Origin of the sequence: Pseudolabrys sp. FHR47 (assembly GCF_005153485.1) — a bacterium.
Lineage (GTDB): Bacteria > Pseudomonadota > Alphaproteobacteria > Rhizobiales > Xanthobacteraceae > Pseudolabrys.
In genome coordinates this window covers 1,806,413-1,824,185 of record NZ_CP039740.1, presented here as the reverse complement: position 1 = coordinate 1,824,185, position 17,773 = coordinate 1,806,413, and the positions used below count along the sequence as shown (strand labels likewise).

General features: G+C 62.5%; 17 protein-coding genes. 6 read left to right on the top strand and 11 right to left on the bottom strand.

Going from position 1 to position 17,773, the window contains the following annotated elements; translation table 11 throughout:
* Nucleotides 1-33: 33 nt before the first annotated feature.
* Nucleotides 34-1,200: an MFS transporter gene (locus tag E8Q40_RS08960; RefSeq protein WP_137044054.1), complete on the bottom strand. Its 1,167-nt coding sequence runs from the start codon at nucleotides 1,198-1,200 to the stop codon at nucleotides 34-36.
* A 979-nt stretch (nucleotides 1,201-2,179) separates the two neighbouring features.
* Nucleotides 2,180-2,458: an usg protein gene (locus tag E8Q40_RS08955; protein ID WP_137044053.1), complete on the bottom strand. Its 279-nt coding sequence runs from the start codon at nucleotides 2,456-2,458 to the stop codon at nucleotides 2,180-2,182.
* A gap of 404 nt (nucleotides 2,459-2,862) precedes the next feature.
* On the opposite strand from E8Q40_RS08955, the gene E8Q40_RS08950 reads away from it, so the two are divergent.
* The 4 genes from E8Q40_RS08950 (at nucleotide 2,863) to E8Q40_RS08935 (ending at nucleotide 6,874) form a co-directional block, all read left to right on the top strand.
* The gene (locus tag E8Q40_RS08950) at nucleotides 2,863-3,177 is read left to right on the top strand and encodes a co-chaperone GroES (RefSeq protein ID WP_137044052.1); all 315 of its coding nucleotides are present in this window, start codon (nucleotides 2,863-2,865) and stop codon (nucleotides 3,175-3,177) included.
* A 142-nt stretch (nucleotides 3,178-3,319) separates the two neighbouring features.
* Nucleotides 3,320-4,963: a chaperonin GroEL gene (gene groL, locus E8Q40_RS08945; RefSeq protein ID WP_137044051.1), complete on the top strand. Its 1,644-nt coding sequence runs from the start codon at nucleotides 3,320-3,322 to the stop codon at nucleotides 4,961-4,963.
* Nucleotides 4,964-5,151: 188 nt separating this feature from the next.
* Nucleotides 5,152-5,832 (top strand): Crp/Fnr family transcriptional regulator, encoded by a 681-nt coding sequence (locus tag E8Q40_RS08940; protein ID WP_246663047.1) that lies wholly within the window; start codon nucleotides 5,152-5,154, stop codon nucleotides 5,830-5,832.
* A gap of 247 nt (nucleotides 5,833-6,079) precedes the next feature.
* On the top strand, nucleotides 6,080-6,874 hold the full coding sequence (locus tag E8Q40_RS08935; RefSeq protein ID WP_246663046.1) for a DUF72 domain-containing protein: 795 nt from the start codon (nucleotides 6,080-6,082) through the stop codon (nucleotides 6,872-6,874).
* 4 nt (nucleotides 6,875-6,878) lie between these two features.
* On the opposite strand, the gene E8Q40_RS08930 is transcribed toward E8Q40_RS08935, so the two are convergent.
* From E8Q40_RS08930 to E8Q40_RS08910, 5 genes are all read right to left on the bottom strand, one after another.
* Nucleotides 6,879-7,919 (bottom strand): sulfate/molybdate ABC transporter ATP-binding protein, encoded by a 1,041-nt coding sequence (locus E8Q40_RS08930; RefSeq protein ID WP_137044049.1) that lies wholly within the window; start codon nucleotides 7,917-7,919, stop codon nucleotides 6,879-6,881.
* Nucleotides 7,920-7,928: 9 nt separating this feature from the next.
* Entirely contained in the window at nucleotides 7,929-8,813 is an 885-nt protein-coding gene (gene cysW, locus E8Q40_RS08925) for a sulfate ABC transporter permease subunit CysW (RefSeq protein ID WP_137044048.1), read from the bottom strand.
* Nucleotides 8,806-9,645, bottom strand: a complete 840-nt coding sequence (gene cysT, locus E8Q40_RS08920) for a sulfate ABC transporter permease subunit CysT (RefSeq protein WP_137044047.1) — start codon at nucleotides 9,643-9,645, stop codon at nucleotides 8,806-8,808. Before cysT ends, cysW begins: the two co-directional genes overlap by 8 nt.
* A gap of 94 nt (nucleotides 9,646-9,739) precedes the next feature.
* Nucleotides 9,740-10,774 carry a sulfate ABC transporter substrate-binding protein gene (locus E8Q40_RS08915; protein WP_137044046.1) on the bottom strand — a complete coding sequence of 345 codons (1,035 nt, stop codon included), beginning with the start codon at nucleotides 10,772-10,774 and terminating at the stop codon, nucleotides 9,740-9,742.
* Between the two features lie 252 nt (nucleotides 10,775-11,026).
* Nucleotides 11,027-12,268: an MFS transporter gene (locus tag E8Q40_RS08910; RefSeq protein WP_168197783.1), complete on the bottom strand. Its 1,242-nt coding sequence runs from the start codon at nucleotides 12,266-12,268 to the stop codon at nucleotides 11,027-11,029.
* 172 nt (nucleotides 12,269-12,440) lie between these two features.
* Between E8Q40_RS08910 and E8Q40_RS08905 the strand changes: the two genes are divergently transcribed.
* Entirely contained in the window at nucleotides 12,441-13,169 is a 729-nt protein-coding gene (locus E8Q40_RS08905; protein ID WP_168197782.1) for a helix-turn-helix transcriptional regulator, read from the top strand.
* A gap of 109 nt (nucleotides 13,170-13,278) precedes the next feature.
* Complete coding sequence (gene bcsS / locus E8Q40_RS08900; RefSeq protein WP_137044043.1) at nucleotides 13,279-14,022, top strand: cellulose biosynthesis protein BcsS; 744 nt, start codon at nucleotides 13,279-13,281, stop codon at nucleotides 14,020-14,022.
* Here bcsS and E8Q40_RS08895 read toward each other — a convergent pair.
* The 4 genes from E8Q40_RS08895 to E8Q40_RS08880 are packed head-to-tail and all read right to left on the bottom strand — an operon-like array spanning nucleotide 14,019 to nucleotide 17,591.
* Nucleotides 14,019-15,179, bottom strand: coding sequence for an ABC transporter permease (locus E8Q40_RS08895; protein ID WP_205995742.1), 1,161 nt, complete (start codon nucleotides 15,177-15,179; stop codon nucleotides 14,019-14,021). The two genes, bcsS and E8Q40_RS08895, sit on opposite strands and share 4 nt — an antisense overlap.
* On the bottom strand, nucleotides 15,176-16,123 hold the full coding sequence (locus E8Q40_RS08890) for an ABC transporter ATP-binding protein (RefSeq protein WP_168197781.1): 948 nt from the start codon (nucleotides 16,121-16,123) through the stop codon (nucleotides 15,176-15,178). The genes E8Q40_RS08895 and E8Q40_RS08890 overlap by 4 nt, the downstream gene beginning before the upstream one ends.
* Nucleotides 16,120-16,875 carry an HlyD family secretion protein gene (locus E8Q40_RS08885; RefSeq protein WP_137044042.1) on the bottom strand — a complete coding sequence of 252 codons (756 nt, stop codon included), beginning with the start codon at nucleotides 16,873-16,875 and terminating at the stop codon, nucleotides 16,120-16,122. The genes E8Q40_RS08890 and E8Q40_RS08885 overlap by 4 nt, the downstream gene beginning before the upstream one ends.
* Nucleotides 16,872-17,591 (bottom strand): TetR/AcrR family transcriptional regulator, encoded by a 720-nt coding sequence (locus tag E8Q40_RS08880; protein WP_246663045.1) that lies wholly within the window; start codon nucleotides 17,589-17,591, stop codon nucleotides 16,872-16,874. The genes E8Q40_RS08885 and E8Q40_RS08880 overlap by 4 nt, the downstream gene beginning before the upstream one ends.
* Between the last annotated feature and the right edge of the window lie 182 nt (nucleotides 17,592-17,773).

The window sequence follows — 17,773 nt, the reverse complement described above, 5'->3', positions numbered from 1 at the left end:
AAGGCGAATGGTATTCTTGTCACCCTTGAAAGATCACGGTACCGAAACGCGCACCGTACGATCGCGCGTCAGCGCCCAGATGACGATGGCCATCGCGACGAAGATGACGCCGACCATACCGAGCTCGCGCAACAATCCGGCGCTGAACAGGGCGCCGCCGAGGCCGGAACCGATGGCCTGGCCGACGTAAACGCCACTGGTGTTGAGCGCGACCGACGCACTGGCAAGCTCGGGCGCCGCCTGCACCAGCCGCGCCTGCTGAATTGAGTTGCTGGCAGAAAAGCCGAGCCCCAGAAAAAACATGCCCGCTGTCATCAATGCCAGCACACCGGCGCCGGCGCTCCACAACAGAAGTCCGAGAAGATTGCAGCTCAGGAATATCACCGACGTTTTCCAGCCGCCGAGCCGGCCGACGATCCGCGTTGCGACAATATTGCCGACGAAACCCATCACGCCATACAGCGCGAAGATCATGCCGATGGTCCCGTGGCTGGCGCCGGCGAGTTGGCTGAGCAGCGGCCCGAGATAAACGAAGACCATGAACTGGCCGCCGATGAACAGGATGGTGATCGTGAGCAGCATCGGAATCTTGGCGTTGCGCATCAGCAGCACGAAGCTGCCAAGCGACAGTGGCGGTCCGATCAGCCGCCGTGGCAATGCGATGGCCAGCATGATGCACGGCACCAGCGACGCGAAAGCCGAGAACGCGAAAGCCCCGCGCCATCCGGCATAAGCCGCGATCAAAGTGATGAGCGGCAGGCCGGCGGCCACCGCCAGGGACCAGCCGAGAAAGATGAAGGTGATCGCACCGGGACGGGCGCGGTCGGACACCATCAGGCCGATCGCACTCGCCGCTTGCGGCGTGAACACGGCGGCGACCGCCAGCATCGCCAGACGCAGCGCCAGCACGGTGCCGTAGTTGGGCGCCAGCGCCATGGCCGCCTGCCCCGCCGCCATCACTGCCAGCGTTGTCACGAGGAGCGTGCGCCGGTCGATGCGCGTCGTCAGCCAGGCCACCACCGGCGAGCCGATGCACAGGACGATAGCGCCGAAGGTCACCAGCAAGCCGGCGTCGCGGATGCCGACATTGAGACCGTCGGCGAGGATCGCCAGCATGCCGGCCGGCGCCAGCACCGACAGGCCCGTCGCGAAATTGCCGAGCAGCAGCCCGTAGCGAGAGAGTTGATCGTTGACGGGCATGGCGCGCTGGGCTCGATGGCGGGACACGTGACATGGCAATGGGCGCGGGTTCGGACAAGCCTGATTGGCACATGGCGGACGCACATTTGTGAATGGCGTCGATAACGGTTGGTGATGGAAGTACTGCTAATGCCTCGCCGCACGCTCTCGCTTCCCCTCTCCCCTTGAGGGAGAGGAAGCGAGATCGCGGTGACGTCGTCCCCGCGAAGGCGGGGACCCATACGCCCTGACCTCTCGATGGCGCTGTGGCTATGGGCCCCCGCCTTCGCGGGGGCGACAGGTGCTTAAAATAATATTCCTAGGACTATTGACTCTGTCGCCAGCCTAGCCCTATATTCCCATCCATCCCGCCCCATCTAGCGAGGGGTGTCTGTACAGCATCTTCAGATGCTGGGGCGGGGAGCGGTGGCCGGGTTGGGGCGTCGGAGATGCGGCGCAGTTTCCCCTCCCGGCGGTCCAAGCCGCATCGGTCCTGGCGCGCTAAACCGCGCGCAACGGGGAGTGTAACTGGGCGTGGGGTGACGGGAGGTTGCCTCACGTCCTGAAGAAATCCCACAGCGGTGGATAGGCTGCCCCGACGTAAGAAGGGCTCGCCTGAAAGGTCGTGAGTCCACCGGGGGCCATGCGGAGCAAACCTAAGAAACACCGCGCGCGGAACGCCGGAGGCTCGGCAATTCCGTGGTGACTAACTCGTGTGAATCTAACTCACACTCACACGAGGCTGCGGGGCTGTTCGAGCCCCGGCGTTCCGCGCGCCCTCGTTCTATCGAGAGCGTGTAGCCCGGATGAGCGAAAGCGAAATCCGGGGAGACAGGAAATGCGGCCTGCCCGGGGCCGATCAAAGAACGCGGGCGATGAATCACGTCCGTCATTCCGGAGCACGAGCAAAGCGAGCGAACCCGGAATCCATAAGCCGCAGCACTGGGGATATGGATTCCGGGCTCGCGGCCTTAAGAGGCCGCGCCCCGGAATGACCAAGTTAATGCAGCACGAACTCGCCGTTCACGCTGCGCATCTCCGCCGGCTTGATCAGCTTGCAGTGCGCGACCTGGACGGAGTGTAGCGGCCCCTCGAGCTTCGCCTGCCAGAAATCGAGAAACCGCTGCAGCTCGGGAAACTTGGGAAACAGGTCGTAGGCCTGCCAGACATAGGATTGCAGCAACCAGCGATGATCGGGGCGGCGGTAAAGGATGTGCGCCGTGGTCAGCCCGTAGCCCTCGACCTGCCTGACAAAGTCACTCGAAACCGTCGAACCCATTCCGTCCTCCATTGCAGCAAGCGGACGATAATTTTCCAGTCCCGGCACGGTTCATTGCAAGCCGAATTGATGAACAAACTGTTTAAAATCAATGCGTTAGCAGCAGACGCCGCAACCTGCTAACAACGCCCTGCCCCGGCCGTTTCCCGAAAGCTGTCGTGGCTCCAGCGGCACCTCCCCGCAATGCGCATCCCGACCCGCCTCACCCTACCCACCCCTGCTGTTAACCATTGAATTTCAGGGCCTTGGCGGAATTGTTGGCACTCCCATCAAATGAGTGCTAAAAAATTTCCGAAGCCCTCTTGCGGGCCCAAAATGCTTCTCCCATCTCGGTTGCGAGGTGTCGGAGGGGACCATGTCCCGACACCGGGAACGTCAAAAAACTCAGTCTTAGGAGGTTTGCCATGAAGTTCCGCCCGCTTCACGACCGTGTCGTCGTCAAGCGCATCGACGCCGAGCAGAAGACCGCCGGCGGCATCATCATCCCCGATAGCGCGCAGGAAAAGCCGAGCCAGGGCGAAGTCATCGCCGTCGGCCCGGGCGGCCGCGACGAAAGCGGCAAGCTCACCCCGATCGACGTCAAGGTCGGCGACATCGTGCTGTTCGGCAAGTGGTCGGGCACCGAGGTCAAGATCGACGGTCAGGATCTCCTGATCATGAAAGAGTCCGACATCATGGGCGTCCTCGAGGGCGTCGCGGCCAAGAAGAAGGCCGCCTAAGCAGGGACAACCCTCGTCCTGAGGAGCCTGCCGCAGGCAGGCGTCTCGAAGGACGGGAGCAATGAACTCATCGGCCTCATCCTTCGCGACGCGGCTAAAGCCGCTCCTCAGGATGAGGGTCTAGGAAACAGAGGATCAAACAATGGCTGCCAAAGACGTCAAATTCTCCGTCGACGCGCGCGACCGCATGCTGCGCGGCGTCGATATCCTCGCCAACGCCGTGAAGGTCACGCTCGGTCCGAAGGGCCGCAACGTCGTGATCGACAAGTCGTTCGGCGCCCCGCGCATCACCAAGGACGGCGTCACCGTCGCCAAGGAGATCGAGCTCGAGGACAAGTTCGAGAACATGGGCGCGCAGATGGTCCGCGAGGTCGCCTCGAAGACCAATGATCTCGCCGGCGACGGCACCACCACCGCGACCGTCCTCGCCCAGGCGATCGTCAAGGAAGGTTCGAAGGCGGTTGCCGCCGGCATGAACCCGATGGATTTGAAGCGCGGCGTCGACCTCGCCGTCGAAGCCATCGTCGAACACCTCAAGGCCAACTCCAAGAAGGTCACATCGAACGAGGAAATCGCCCAGGTCGGCACCATCTCGGCCAACGGCGACAGCGAAATCGGCAAGTTCCTTGCCGAAGCGATGAAGAAGGTCGGCAACGAAGGCGTCATCACCGTTGAGGAAGCCAAGTCCCTCGACACCGAACTCGACGTCGTCGAAGGCATGCAGTTCGACCGCGGCTACATCTCGCCCTACTTCGTCACCAACGCCGACAAGATGCGCGTTGAAATGGACGACCCCTACATCCTGATCTACGAAAAGAAGCTGTCGGGCCTGCAGGAACTGCTGCCGCTGCTCGAAGCCGTGGTGCAGACCGGCAAGCCGCTGCTCATCGTTGCCGAGGACATCGAAGGCGAAGCCCTCGCCACCCTCGTCGTCAACAAGCTGCGCGGCGGCCTCAAGGTCGCGGCCGTCAAGGCGCCGGGCTTCGGCGATCGCCGCAAGGCCATGCTGCAGGACATCGCGATCCTGACCGGCGGCCAGGCGATCTCGGAAGACCTCGGCATCAAGCTCGAGAACGTGACGATCAACATGCTCGGCCGCGCCAAGAAGGTGTCGATCGACAAGGAGAACACCACGATCGTCAACGGCGCCGGCAAGAAGGCCGACATCGAGGCGCGCGTTCAGCAGATCAAGGCGCAGATCGAGGAAACCACCTCGGACTACGACCGCGAGAAGCTGCAGGAGCGTCTGGCCAAGCTCGCCGGCGGCGTCGCGGTGATCCGCGTCGGCGGCGCGACCGAGGTCGAGGTGAAGGAGCGCAAGGATCGCGTCGATGACGCGATGCATGCGACCCGCGCCGCGGTCGAGGAAGGCATCGTGCCGGGCGGCGGCGTCGCGCTGCTGCGTTCGGTCGAGGCCCTCAAGAAGATCAAGACCCAGAACGAAGACCAGAAGCACGGTGTCGAGATCGTCCGCAAGGCGATCCAGGCCCCGGCCCGCCAGATCGCCCTCAACGCGGGCGAGGACGGTTCGGTCATCGTCGGCAAGATCCTCGAGAAGGATCAGTATTCCTACGGCTTCGACGCCCAGAACGCGGAATACGGCAACATGCTCACCAAGGGCATCATCGACCCGACGAAGGTCGTGCGCTGCGCGATCCAGGACGCGGCGTCGGTCGCGGGCCTGCTGATCACCACTGAGGCGATGGTTGCCGAACTGCCGCCGAAGAAGGGCGCCGGTGGCGCTCCGGCCGGCATGCCGGGCGGCATGGGTGGCATGGACTTCTAAGGTCCGCGTCACGCGACACAAAAACGAAGGCCCGGGAGAAATCCCGGGCCTTTTCTCTTTGGAACCCTGTGCCGCCGTCGGAAATTCACGCCGCGGCAATTGCGGGCCACGTCACATCCGCTAGGCTGACGACTCTCCATTTGCCCGCTGTCGCATCACTGTCACAATCGCCCTCGGAAAACCTGGCAATGCACTTTCCTACGTCGCTGAACGACATCGACTTTGTCATGCTCGTATCGGCCGCGGCCGTCATCCTCAACATCATCGGCTACATGATGAAGACGATGATCCCGCTGCGCGTCGTGGCGATGACGACCAATTGCCTGTTCATCCTGTGGTCGACGCTGGCCGCGATCTATCCGACACTGATCCTCAACATCATCCTGTTCCCGATCAACGCCCTGCGCTTCTGGCAGATGAAGCGCCTGATCCGTCAGGTCAACGACGCCGCCAATGGCGATCTATCGCTGGATTGGCTCAAGCCGTTCACGACCAAGCGTCACTTCGATGCCGGAACGACCTTGTTTCAGAAGGGCGATCCCGCAAGCGAACTGCACTTCATCATGTCGGGGCGGTTCCGTGTAGTCGAACGCGGCATCGACATCGGCGCTGGCGGCATCATCGGCGAGCTCGGCCTGCTCGAACCCGGCAAGGCCCGCACGGCCACCATCGAATGTATCGAGACCGGCGAGACTTTGGCCGTCTCCTACGATCACGTGATGCAGCTTTATTTCCAGAACCCGACCTTCGGCTTCTACTTCCTGCAACTGTCGACCGCGCGGCTGTTCCACACCATCAAGTCGCTGGAGGAAGAAAACGCGGCGCTACGCGCCGCCAATGCGCGGCTCGGTTCCACGACCTCGGCGTAAGACGTGGCTTCAAAGAGGAGAAATCGGGTGGACGGGATCGGCGGACGCAGTAGCCTGCGACACATGACCGATGCGCACTCAAAAACGAAAACGACCACGGAGAAGATCAAACGCGGGTACATCCGCCGTCGTCGATCTTATCGTGGCCGTCTGGGCGCAGATCGCTTGAGCAATCCGGCGCCGCTTGCCCTATTCTATAGACCCCGATTGTGTAGATAACGTGACGAAAACCTTAATGAAACCTTACATGGCAAAGGCTTACGTCGGTGTCGGCGGCTGGACCTACGAGCCGTGGCGCGGCGTTTTCTATCCCAAAGGCCTGCCGCATGCGCGCGAACTCGAATATGCGGGGCAACATCTGACCTCGATCGAGGTCAACGGCACCTTCTATTCGACAATGAAGCCGGCCAGTTTCGCCAAATGGGCCTCAGAAGTGCCGGACGGGTTCGTGTTTTCGCTGAAAGGGCCGCGCTATGCGGTCAATCGTCGCGTGCTGGCGGAAGCCGGCGACTCGATCAAACGGTTTCTCGACTCCGGCATCACCGAGCTCGGCCCCAAGCTCGGTCCCCTGCTCTGGCAGTTCGCGCCGCACAAGAAATTCGACGCCGCCGATTTCGGCTCCTTCCTCGATCTGCTGCCGGACAAGTTCGACGGTCGTGCGCTGCGCCATGTCGTCGAGGTGCGCAACGACACTTTCAAATCGCCGGAGTTCATCGCGCTGGCGCGCAAGAAAGGCGTCGCCATCTGCTACGCCGAGCACGAGACCTATACCGAGATCGCCGACATCACCGCCGACTTCGTCTATGCCCGGCTGCAGAAAGGCGATGAAAAGCTCAAGGCCGGCTACCCGCCCAAGGCGCTCGACCAATGGGCCGATCGCGCCAGGGTCTGGGTTAAAGGCGGCGACCCAGCCGACCTGCCGCGCGTCGACAAGAAATCCGCGCCGAAAAAGCCACGCGATGCCTTCATCTACTTCATCCATGAAGCCAAGGTGAAGGCACCGGCCGCAGCGATGGCGCTGATCGAGCGACTGAAAAGCTGACAACTCAGCCGGCAGGAAAGACCTGCCAGTACCGCGGCAGAATGGGGACGCGGCTCGTATTGTCGAACGGCGTGTCGAGCGGTAACTCGACTTCGATCTTGTGTCCGCCTTTCCCGACCAGCAATTCGGCGCGACGCAATCCGCCGCTGCGGTGAACCGACACGATCGTGCCGACGATCGCTCCTGGGCCATCCGGTACTAGGTTGACGCCGTTCGGGCGCAGGAACAGCCAACCTGGACCGTTCGGCACCTCGCTCGGCGGCAGATCGAGCAGATGGCCTTCGAACAGCACCTTGCCGCCTTCCACGGTCACCGGCAATTCGCTTGTCTCGCCGATGAAGGAGAATACGAAAGGCGAATTGGGGCGGTCGTAAATCTCGTCCGCCGTGCCGACCTGCTCGATACGGCCCTGGCTCATCACCACGACGCGGTCGGCGAGCTCCAGTGCCTCCTCCTGATCGTGGGTGACGAACACCGTCGTATGCCCAGTCTTATCGTGCAACTCGCGCAGCCAGTGACGCAGTTCGCGCCGTACCTTGGCATCGAGCGCGCCGAACGGCTCATCGAGCAGCAGCACGCGTGGCTCGATGGCGAGCGCCCGCGCCAACGCCACGCGCTGACGCTGACCGCCCGAAAGCTGGCTCGGATAGCGTTTCTCCAATCCGGAAAGCTGGACCAGATCGAGCAGCTCCAGCGTACGGCGTTGAATCTCAGCCTTTGGCGGGCGCGATACACGCGGCCGCACCGACAGCCCGAAGCCGATATTCTCCGCCACCGTCATATGACGGAACAGCGCGTAGTGCTGGAAGACAAAGCCGACATGGCGATCTTGGACCGACTTGAAGGACGCATCTTCATCGCCAAACAGAATTTTGCCTTCGTTCGGGAAATCGAGCCCTGCAATCAGGCGGAGCAGCGTGGTCTTGCCGGAGCCGGAAGGCCCTAACAATGCGATCAACTCGCCGGAGCAGATATCGAGCGAGACGTCATGCAACGCCGCAAACCGGTCGAACTCCTTGCGGACGTTCCTGATACTGAGTTCCATCGTCTTGTCTCAATGTCCGTTTCTGGTGGCCGCGAGCTGATGCGCATAGCGCCATTCGAGCCACGTCTTTACAGCCAGGGTTACAAGCGCAAGCCCGGCAAGCACCGCCGCGAGGCTGAAAGCAGCCACCTGCGCCAACGCCCTGAACTCCTGATAGTACAGCTCAATCTGCAACGGCATCGTCACCGTCTCACCCCTGAGCTTTCCGGAGATCACCGCAACCGCGCCGAACTCGCCCATGGCGCGCGCATTGCAAAGCAGGACGCCATAGAGCAGCGCCCATTTCACGTTAGGCAAAGTCACACGCCAGAACGTCTGCCAGCCGGACGCCCCCAGTGACAAGGCGGCCTCCTCATCGCCCGTTCCCTGATCTTGCATCAACGGAATGAGTTCGCGCGCGATGAAGGGAAAGGTGACGAAGATCGTCGCGAGAATGACGCCGGGTACGGCAAAGATGATCCGAACGCTGAAATCCTCGAGAAACCAGGCACCGATTGGCGTGAAAGGCCCGAGCAGCAGCACGTAGACGAGACCGGCGACGACCGGCGACACCGAAAAAGGCAGGTCGATCAACGAAATCAACAGTGCCCGCCCTCGGAAACGGAATTTCGCGATGGCCCATGCGGCAGCGACGCCGAAAACGAGATTGCAGGGAACGGCAATCGCCGCGACCAGCAGCGTCAGTTTGATCGCGGCAATCGCATCGGGATCCCGGAATGTCGCCAGCGCCGGGCCTATGCCCAGACCAAGCGCCTGCGCGAACACCGCGATGAGCGGCATGATCAGGAACAGCACCAGCACGAAGATGCTGATTCCAATCAGCGTCAGTCGAACCGGCCGTGTTTCACTGACGGGAGAAACGATCATGTGGCTTTTCATGGCGGGCTCAACCATTCCCGAACCTCCGGTAACTCCACACCTGGAGCAGGTTGATCAGGAGCAAAATGACGAATGAAATGGTCAGCATCACAGCGGCAATGGCAGCCGCGGCGGCATAGTCACGCTCCTCCAGACGAAACACGATGAGCAGCGGCAAAATCTCGGTTTTCCTCGGGATATTGCCGGCGATGAAGATGACCGAGCCGTACTCGCCGACGGCACGGGCGAATGCGAGGGCGAACCCGGTGAGAATCGCAGGGATCAACGGCGGGAGAATGACGCGCAAAATCGTCGCACGCCGCGGCGCGCCGAGCGTTGCCGCGGCTTCCTCAACCTCGCGGCTGAAGTCCTCGAGCACCGGCTGGACGGTCCGCACGACGAAGGGCAAACCGATAAACACCAGCGCGATCCAGATGCCGACCGGTGTATAGGCGATGGTGATGCCGAATGGCGAGAACAGGCGGCCGAGCCAGCCTTGCGGCACGTAGAGCGCGGTGAGCGCGATACCGGCGACCGCGGTCGGCAAGGCGAAAGGCAGATCGACGATGGCGTCGAGAAGACGCGCCGCGAAGAAACGATAGCGCACCAGGACCCATGCGATGACGACGCCGACGATGACATTGAACAACGCAGCGAGCAGCGACGCCCCGAAGCTCAGTTGCATCGCGGCCATGAACCGTGGTCCGGTGACGATGGCCCAGAAGCGCTCCCAATCAAGCTCAAACGTCTTGATATAGAGCCCGATAATCGGAATGAGAACAATGAGGGAAAGATAGAAGACCGTGAAACCGAAGGTCAGCCGAAAGCCTGGGATAATACTTGCTTCCCGGAATCGAATGCCAGACATAACGAATTAGCTCCGATACCCATAAATATGGCGGGCCGTGGGGATGCGATTTGCCCACACGGCCCGCCAGTGTGCTCGGTCGCGCCGGGGCGCGTCAATTCTTCGAGTATATCTTGTCGAAAATGCCCCCGTTGTCGAAATGGGTCGGCTGAGCCTTGGCCCATCCACCGAATACCTCATCGACTTTGACCAGCTTGACTTTCGGGAAGGCCTTGAGATTGGCAGGGTCGACATGCTCCGGCTTGCCCGGCCGGTAGAAGTTCTTGGCGAAGATCTTTTGCGCCTCGGGCGAATAAAGCTGGTCGAGGAAAGCCTTGGCGACCTCGCGCGTCCCCTTCTTGTCGACGTTCTTGTCGACGATCGCCACCTTCACCTCGGCGAGGATCGAGACAGACGGCACGACGATTTCGTAGTCCGCGCCGAACTCCTTGAGCGAGAGGAGCGCCTCGTTCTCCCAAGCGATCAGCACGTCGCCGACCTTGTTCTGCACGAAGGTGTTGGTCGAACCACGCGCGCCGGTGTCAAGCACCGCCACATTCTTGTAGATCGCAGCGACGAAATCCTGGGCCTTTTTCTGATCGCCCTTGCTGCGCTCCAACTCGTAGGCCCAGGCCGCGAGGTAATTCCAGCGCGCTCCGCCCGATGTCTTCGGGTTCGGCGTGATCACCACCACACCCGGCTTAATCAGATCGTCCCAGTCCTTGATGCCCTTCGGGTTGCCTTTGCGGACCAGGAAAACGATGGTCGAGGTATAGGGCGAGGAATCGGCGGGGAATTTGCTCTTCCAGTCGGCGCTGATCAGGCCCTTCTGCTGAATGCCGAGAATGTCGCCTTCGAGTGGGAAGGTTACCACATCGGCGGGCAGGCCGTCGATCACGGATCGGACCTGCGCACCCGAGCCGCCGTGGCTGTTACTGATTTCGATCGTCTTGCCGGTCTTCTCTTTCCAGTACTTGACGAAGTACTCGGAGTAGTCGCGGTAAAGCTCGCGCGTGGGATCGTATGACACATTGACGAGCGTCGTTTGCGCCACGGCCGGCTGCACCGAGGCCAGGTTCATACCGACGGCCGCCGCAACAGCGCCGGCCAGCGACACACGAATTAAGGATCGGGTCGTCAAAATGCGCATGACAATGCTCCACAATTGTTCCGTGGTTCCGACCTTTGCCGCAACTGCGATGGACAGCAAGACCGAGGAGCAAGAAAAAATAAAACCTGCCAAAATTTCGATCAGGCAAATAATGATTTGCTTAAGAACAGCAGATCGATAAGTCGAAATTCTCCCGCTTTTTTTCAATCGCGGCAGCCGTTTGCCAAATCTCGTCCTATGCAGTCGCTCGCTCCCTCCCGGCGAGAGGGTGCGGAGCGATTGACGCAGTGCCTATTCCGCCGGCTGCAGGGCCTGCCGGTTCTCGATATTCACGACCATGGCCGTGAGCGCCAGCGTGGTGAGAAACATCACCAGCGCCACCGCGGCATTGGCGCCGAGCACGAGACCGAAGCCCCCGGTCTTGTGCAGCAGCGCGATCATGCCGATGGCGATGCCGGAGGAAATGAACAAGGTGAAATAGCGCACGGCATAGACGCGGCCGCGCCAGGCATCCGCGGTATAGCGGGCGAGGATGATGTCGTTGACCGTCACCTGCGCGTAGATCGCGGCAATCGCGATGGCGAGTGCGATCATCAACGGAATGCCATCGGCCTGCGAAGCCCAGAAGTTGCCGACGAAGCCGAGGCAGGTCACGACCGCGAACAGGTAATGCGGCGCAAAGCGCTCGACGAGACGGCCGATGGCGAGCTGCGCCAGGGCGCCGCACAGCAGCACCGCCGTGGCAACGCTTCCAACCAGCACCAGCGGCACACCCTTCACCATGCCCTCATCGACAACCTTTGGCAGCGCAATGGTGAGCACGTTGAACACAAGACCGGCCGATAGCGCGATCACCAGGAACAGGCCAAACATCACCGCCATCAGCTTCGCGGTCAGCGGCACCGCAGCCTTGCTCTGGCGCTTGCTGGCGTGGTGGCGATCGTCCGGCGTCAGTCGGAGATAGAAGATACCCGCGACGAGCATGAACGCTGCCGGCACATAGAACGCGGCGCGCCAGCCGATCCACCAGGCGAGCGCACCGGAAATACCGGCCGCCAGCGAGACCCCGAGATTGCCGCAGACGCCGTTGAAGGCAAGCGTGCGGCCGATCGTCCCGCCACTCGCGCCGGCTGCTTCAATCAGCATCGCCATGCCGACCGGATGGTAGATGGCGGCAAATATCCCAATCGCGAACATCGCAATGGACAGCACAATCAGGTTCGGCGCCATCGCCACCGCGATCATTGACAGGCCGCAGCCGAGATAGAACGCCGCCATCATGTTGCGGCGGCTCCAGCGGTCGGCGAGCCAACCGGCCGGCAATGAGAAAAGGCCGAAAGCCACGAAGGCGGCACTCGAGAGCGCGATCAGCTCGCTGTAAGGCCGGCCGTAAACCGCTTCAAGTCCGATGACGACCGTCGGATAGATCAGCAGCACGTAGTGGTCGAAGCCGTGCGCGATGTTCAGGAAGGTGATGGAGCGTCGGCGGGCGGTCTCGTCGGCTGGGGCGGCGGCAGTTGTGGTGGCGGTCATGGACGAGGCTTTCCGAGGCACATCGAATCTGAGAATGCCTCGCAATATAGGTCTTGCCATTTGGCGATGTTCGGTCGATTTTCGTCGCGTTTGGGCCAAAAGGACCACCATGCCCGCCTCTCTACCAGAATACCGTCAGAACCTCGACGATGCGCCGCGTCCCGTTGCGGTCATGGCCAAGACCTGCGCGGCCACCGAGCACATTCCCCTGCACATCCACCGCCGTGGTCAATTGCTCCATGCCACCAGTGGCATCATGCGGGTCGAGACTGAGCAGGCTGCCTGGATTCTGCCGCCGGCCCGGGCGATCTGGTTGCCGCCGCAGTTGCCGCACAAAGTCACGATGCGGAGCAAGGTCGAGATGCGCACCGTGTATATCGACCAGGCCCGATGCGTGGGCCTGCCGCGCCACCCGGTGTTCGCCGAAATGTCCGGGCTGTTGCGCGAATTGATCCTCGCCCTTTTGAAGGAACCGGCGGACTACGCCGAGGAAGATCGTGGCGGCGCTATTGCCCGGCTCATTCTCACCGAGATCGGCCGTCTGGACGAGCGCCGCTACGACGTGCCGATGCCGCGCGACGAGCGAGTCTTGCGCGTCGTCCGCGTGCTCCTGGACGACCCGGCCGTCGACCATGACCTCGACCGCTGGGCGGATGAGTCCGGCGCCAGCCGGCGGACGCTGGCCCGCCTGTTCCGTCAGGAAACCGGCCTCGGCTTTGCCGAATGGCGCGCCCGCCTCCGCGCGGTCGATGGTCTGGCGCGGCTGTCGAATGGCGTGTCGGTCGCCGAATCCGCGGCGTCGGTCGGCTATGCCAGCGCCTCGGCTTTCTCTGCCATGATCCGGCGTACCCTCGGCGAGCCCCCGCGCCGGCTCACTGCGACTCAACCGCGTATCAGTTGACGGCACAACCTTATACTACTTTTGCGCGATTCTATGCGAGGAGTAGACACGGAGTTACCTTCTCTCTGTAGTTGTGGTCCGGCGGTAATGCGTAGCGGACGGGGCCGCGATGAGACTCGGCAAGTGCATGGGCGAGGCACTCGTCGCGGCCGCCATTTGCATTTGCGGCTTCCCGGCCATTGCGGACACCGCGGACGACGACCCCACCACGCTGCAATTTTCCGGCCGCGATGCCTGGCGCAACGGCGTCTTCGCCTATTCGGGCTTTCTCTACGCGCCGGGCGGTTTCGAGCGCGACGGCTTCATGCTCAAGCTGCTGGTGAACGGCGGCGTCTACCGCTACTGGCCCGGCAGCATGCCGGGACAGGAAGTTCGCGGCGCCGAGTGGCAGATGCAAATTCTACCCGGCTTTCGCATCAAGCGCGGCGCCACCGAAATGAAGTTTTTCTTCGGCCCGGAATGGCAGAAGCACTGGCTGTGGCCGGACGACCCCGGCAACAGTCTGCGCGGCCAGAACTTCGGCGCGCGTTTCGCCGCCGAACTGTGGAGTGAGCCCACAACGGAGACACTCATTGCGGGCGATGTGTCGCTGGGCACGCTGTCGACCAGTCATTCGGCGCGGCTCGCCTTGGGCTGGCGCGTCGCAGGCGAACTGCTCAACGAGGAATTCTTTTACCTAGGGCCCGAGTTGCAGGTCTTCGACAGCGACGGTTATCGCCAGAGCCGCATAGGGCTGCACATCACCAGCATGAAAACCGGCGATGTCGAATGGTCGGCCGCGATCGGCTATGCCCGCGACACCGACGGTCACTCCAGCCCTTATTTCAGGCTCAGCCTCGCCCAGAAACTCTAATCGAGCGTGCGGCGGAAACGTGTCACGGCAATAGTCATCGCCATCAGCATCAGCACCGCGAGCGCCGCCGCGTCGTAATGCAGATCGGATACCCCGGCGCCTTTCAGCATGATCGAGCGCACGATGCGCAGATAGTGCGTCAGCGGCAGCGCCTCGCCGATCCACTGCGCCCAGACTGGCATGCCGGCGAACGGAAACATGAATCCCGACAGCAGGATGTTCGGCAGGAAATACATGATCGACATCTGCATCGCCTGCAGCTGGTTCTGCGCGATGGTCGAAAAGGTGTAGCCGGTCGCCAAATTGGTGGCGATGAAAAGCGTGCTCAGCGCCGCGAGCAGGCCGAGACTGCCGAGCAACGGCACGCCGAACAGCAGGATGCCGATGCCGATAATCAGCGCCGCCTGCACGAAGCCGACTGCGACATAGGGAATGATCTTGCCGAGCATGATCTCGACCGGCGTGATCGGCATCGACAGCAGATTTTCCATAGTGCCGCGCTCGATCTCGCGCGTCACGGACAAGGCCGTGAAGATCAGCATGGTCATGGTTAGGATGGTGCCGACAAGGCCTGGCACGATGTTCAGCTCGGTCTTGGCGGCCGGATTGTATCGCGCGTGAGTTCTGATCTCGAAGGCGGGCGTGCCCGCGGCGGGAATGGCGTAGTCGTGCTGCAGGGCCGTTTGCGCCAGCCGGTTAAGCGCGGACAGCGCCGAACCCGCCGCGACCGGATCGGTCGCATCCGCTGCTACCAGCATTGCCGGATTCTCGCCGCGCCGGAGCGAGCGCTCGAAATTCGCCGGGATCTCGATGCCGAACAGCACCTTGCCGGAGGCGAGCAGTTGGTCGAATTCCGCCTCGGTGCGCGGCAGTTCCGTGACCTTGAAGTACCGCGTGTTCTTGAGCGCGGCCAAAATGGAGCGCCCGACGTCGCTCGATTCCTGCAACAGCACCGCGGTCGGCAGATCGCGCGGCGTCGTGTTGATGGCATAGCCGAACAGCAGCAACTGCATCAACGGCACCATCACAATCATGGCGAACGAAACGCGGTCGCGCTTGAGCTGGATGAACTCCTTGATCAGCATGGCCCAGGTTTTGCGCCAGAAGCCATTGCCGCTCATGCGTCCCGGTGCTTTTGCGGGAATGACCTGGTTCATTGGAAGTTATCCTTGGCGCGGCCCATCAGGTCGATGAACACATCCTCGAGCGATGCTTCCGACCGTTGCCAGACGAGATCGCGGCGCTCGCGATAAGGCGCGATGGCGGCTTCGAGCGCGGCGCCGTCGCGGCTCGAGACGTGCAGGCTGGTGCCAAACGGCGCCACCATGTCGACGCCGGGCTTGCGCTCGAGTTCATGGCCGAGTGCATTGATGCCGTCGCCGTTCCGCGCGCTTACCACATAGGTGGTGAGGTTCGACGCCGCGATTACCTCCTCGACGGTACCGCGCACCAGGAGCTCGCCATAGGCGATATAAGCAATCTCGTGGCAGCGCTCGGCCTCGTCCATGTAATGCGTCGACACCAGCACGGTGAGCCCTTCGGCGGCGAGCGCGTGGATCTCGTTCCAGAATTCGCGCCGCGCCTTGGGATCGACGCCCGCGGTCGGCTCGTCGAGGAGGAGCAGTTGAGGGCCCGACAATGTGCAGGCGCCCAGCGCCAACCGCTGCTTCCAGCCGCCCGACAATTCGCCGGCGAGCTGTTCCTCGCGGCCCTTAAGTCCGAGGCGCTCGATCGCCCCGCGCGCCGCCGCACGCGGGCGTTCCAGGCCATAAAGCCGGGCGATGAATTCCAGGTTCTCGCGCACCGACAAGTCCTGATACAGCGAGAATTTCTGCGTCATGTAGCCGACGTGCTGCTTGATCTTGTCGGTTTCGGTACGGATGTCATAGCCGAGACAGGTGCCGGTGCCCTCGTCCGGCGTCAGCAGGCCGCACAGCATCCGGATGGTCGTGGTCTTGCCGGAGCCGTTCGGCCCGAGAAAGCCGTAGATCGAGCCGCGCCTGACCTGCATCGAGACGTCGCGCACCACGGCGCGGCCGTCGAAGCGCTTGGTCAGGTGCTGGACGTCGATGGCGACGTCGCGGCCCACTTCAGCGTTCACGGCTTGCCTCCGCGTGTAACGGTGACGGGCTGGCCGACGCGCAGTTTTGATGGATCGTCCGGCCGCGCCTCGATCAGGTAGACGAGCTTGGCGCGCTCCTCGAGGCTGTAGATCACCGGTGGCGTATATTCAGCGCTGCGGGCAATAAAGGTGACCTTCGCCGTCAGCCCTGTCGGGCAACTATCGCAGGACACGCCGACGACATCGCCGATCTGGATGGCGGCCAGTTCGCGCTCCGGAGAGAAGAAGCGTACCTTCAAATTCGCCGGCGGCAGCAGCGCAACGACCGGCTTGCCCGGTTGCACGGTCTCGCCCGGGCGGTAATAAACCTCCTCGACCGATCCGGTGACCGGGCTCAACTGACGCCGCCGCGTCAGCCGTGTTTGCGCCGCGTCGAGATTGGCCTGCGCCTGCTGCAAGGCGGATCGTGCGTCGTCGAGTGTCTTCTGTGTGCCGGCCGCGGTCTTCAGCAGTTCCTCGGCGCGCGCGTAAGATTGTCGCGCGGCAGCCAAGGTCGCCTGCCGAACCTGCACATCGGCGCGTTGCAGATCGTCGTCGAGGGTGAACAGGAGATCGCCCTTCGTGACCTTGTCGCCCTGACGCACCTTCAGCTCTTCGACGCGGCCCTGCTCGTCCGGCGACACGAAGATCGTTTCGGCTTCGACCCAGCCTTGCAACTGCCGGTCCGGCCCCTTCTCGCAGCCGGCGAGCGCGAGCGACACCAGCATGAGCGCGGCATAACGAACAGTCATGGCTTAGTCCTCGGAGCGAGCAGAATATCGATGTGGGTTTGCATCATCTTTCGCACGTCGAGCGGCGCGACATTGCCGAACAGTCCGGTCCAGACGACGGCGAGGAGGGCCGGCGCGGCGATGAGTTGCGGAAACTCCGCGAGCGACTGCGGGATTTCGCCGCGCGCGGCGGCCCGTTTCAGGATTGCGTGCAGCGCCTCAAAGATACGCGACAACACTTCGCGATAGTAGAATTCGGCGAGCTTGGGAAAGCGCCGGCCCTCGGAGATCATCAGGCGGATCACATCCTTGCGCCTGGTCTCGAACACTTCGTGGACGAAGACGTCGCGCATGCGCTCGGCCAGTTGCTTGGCCGGGATATCGGCCTGCCCCAGCGTCTCGAAGCCGCCCACGATCGGCGTCAGCATTTCGCGTAGCAGTTCCTGAAACAAGGTCTCCTTGTCGCGGAAATAGAGATAGATGGTGCCCTTGGCGATGCCGGCGCGTTTGGCGACGTCATCGAGCCGGGCCGCTTCGAACCCGCGGTCGGCGAACTCGTCGAGCGCCGCGTTGAGAATGACCTCGCGACGTTCGGCGCTTCGCGCCTCGCGGCCAGTCCCCGGCGCCGAAGCCGGGCTCTTGCCGTTGCGACCCGTTCCCGCACGGATCGACGGCGCAAGGCTCCTCGCAGCGGTTGGCTTCCGCGCCTTTTTCCGTGCTGCAGGCTTCTTTGCCACGCGCAACCCATCTTGCCAGGACTGAGTGTACTATGACTGACTGGTCAGTCATTTATACGCCCGACGACGGACCACCGCAAGACCCGATCCGCATCGGAAAGGCGCTGTCCGGAATTGAGGAGTTGCGGCGAACGGATTGCCACCCGGCGGCGGCTCAGCCGCCGCAGAGAAGCTTCTAGCCT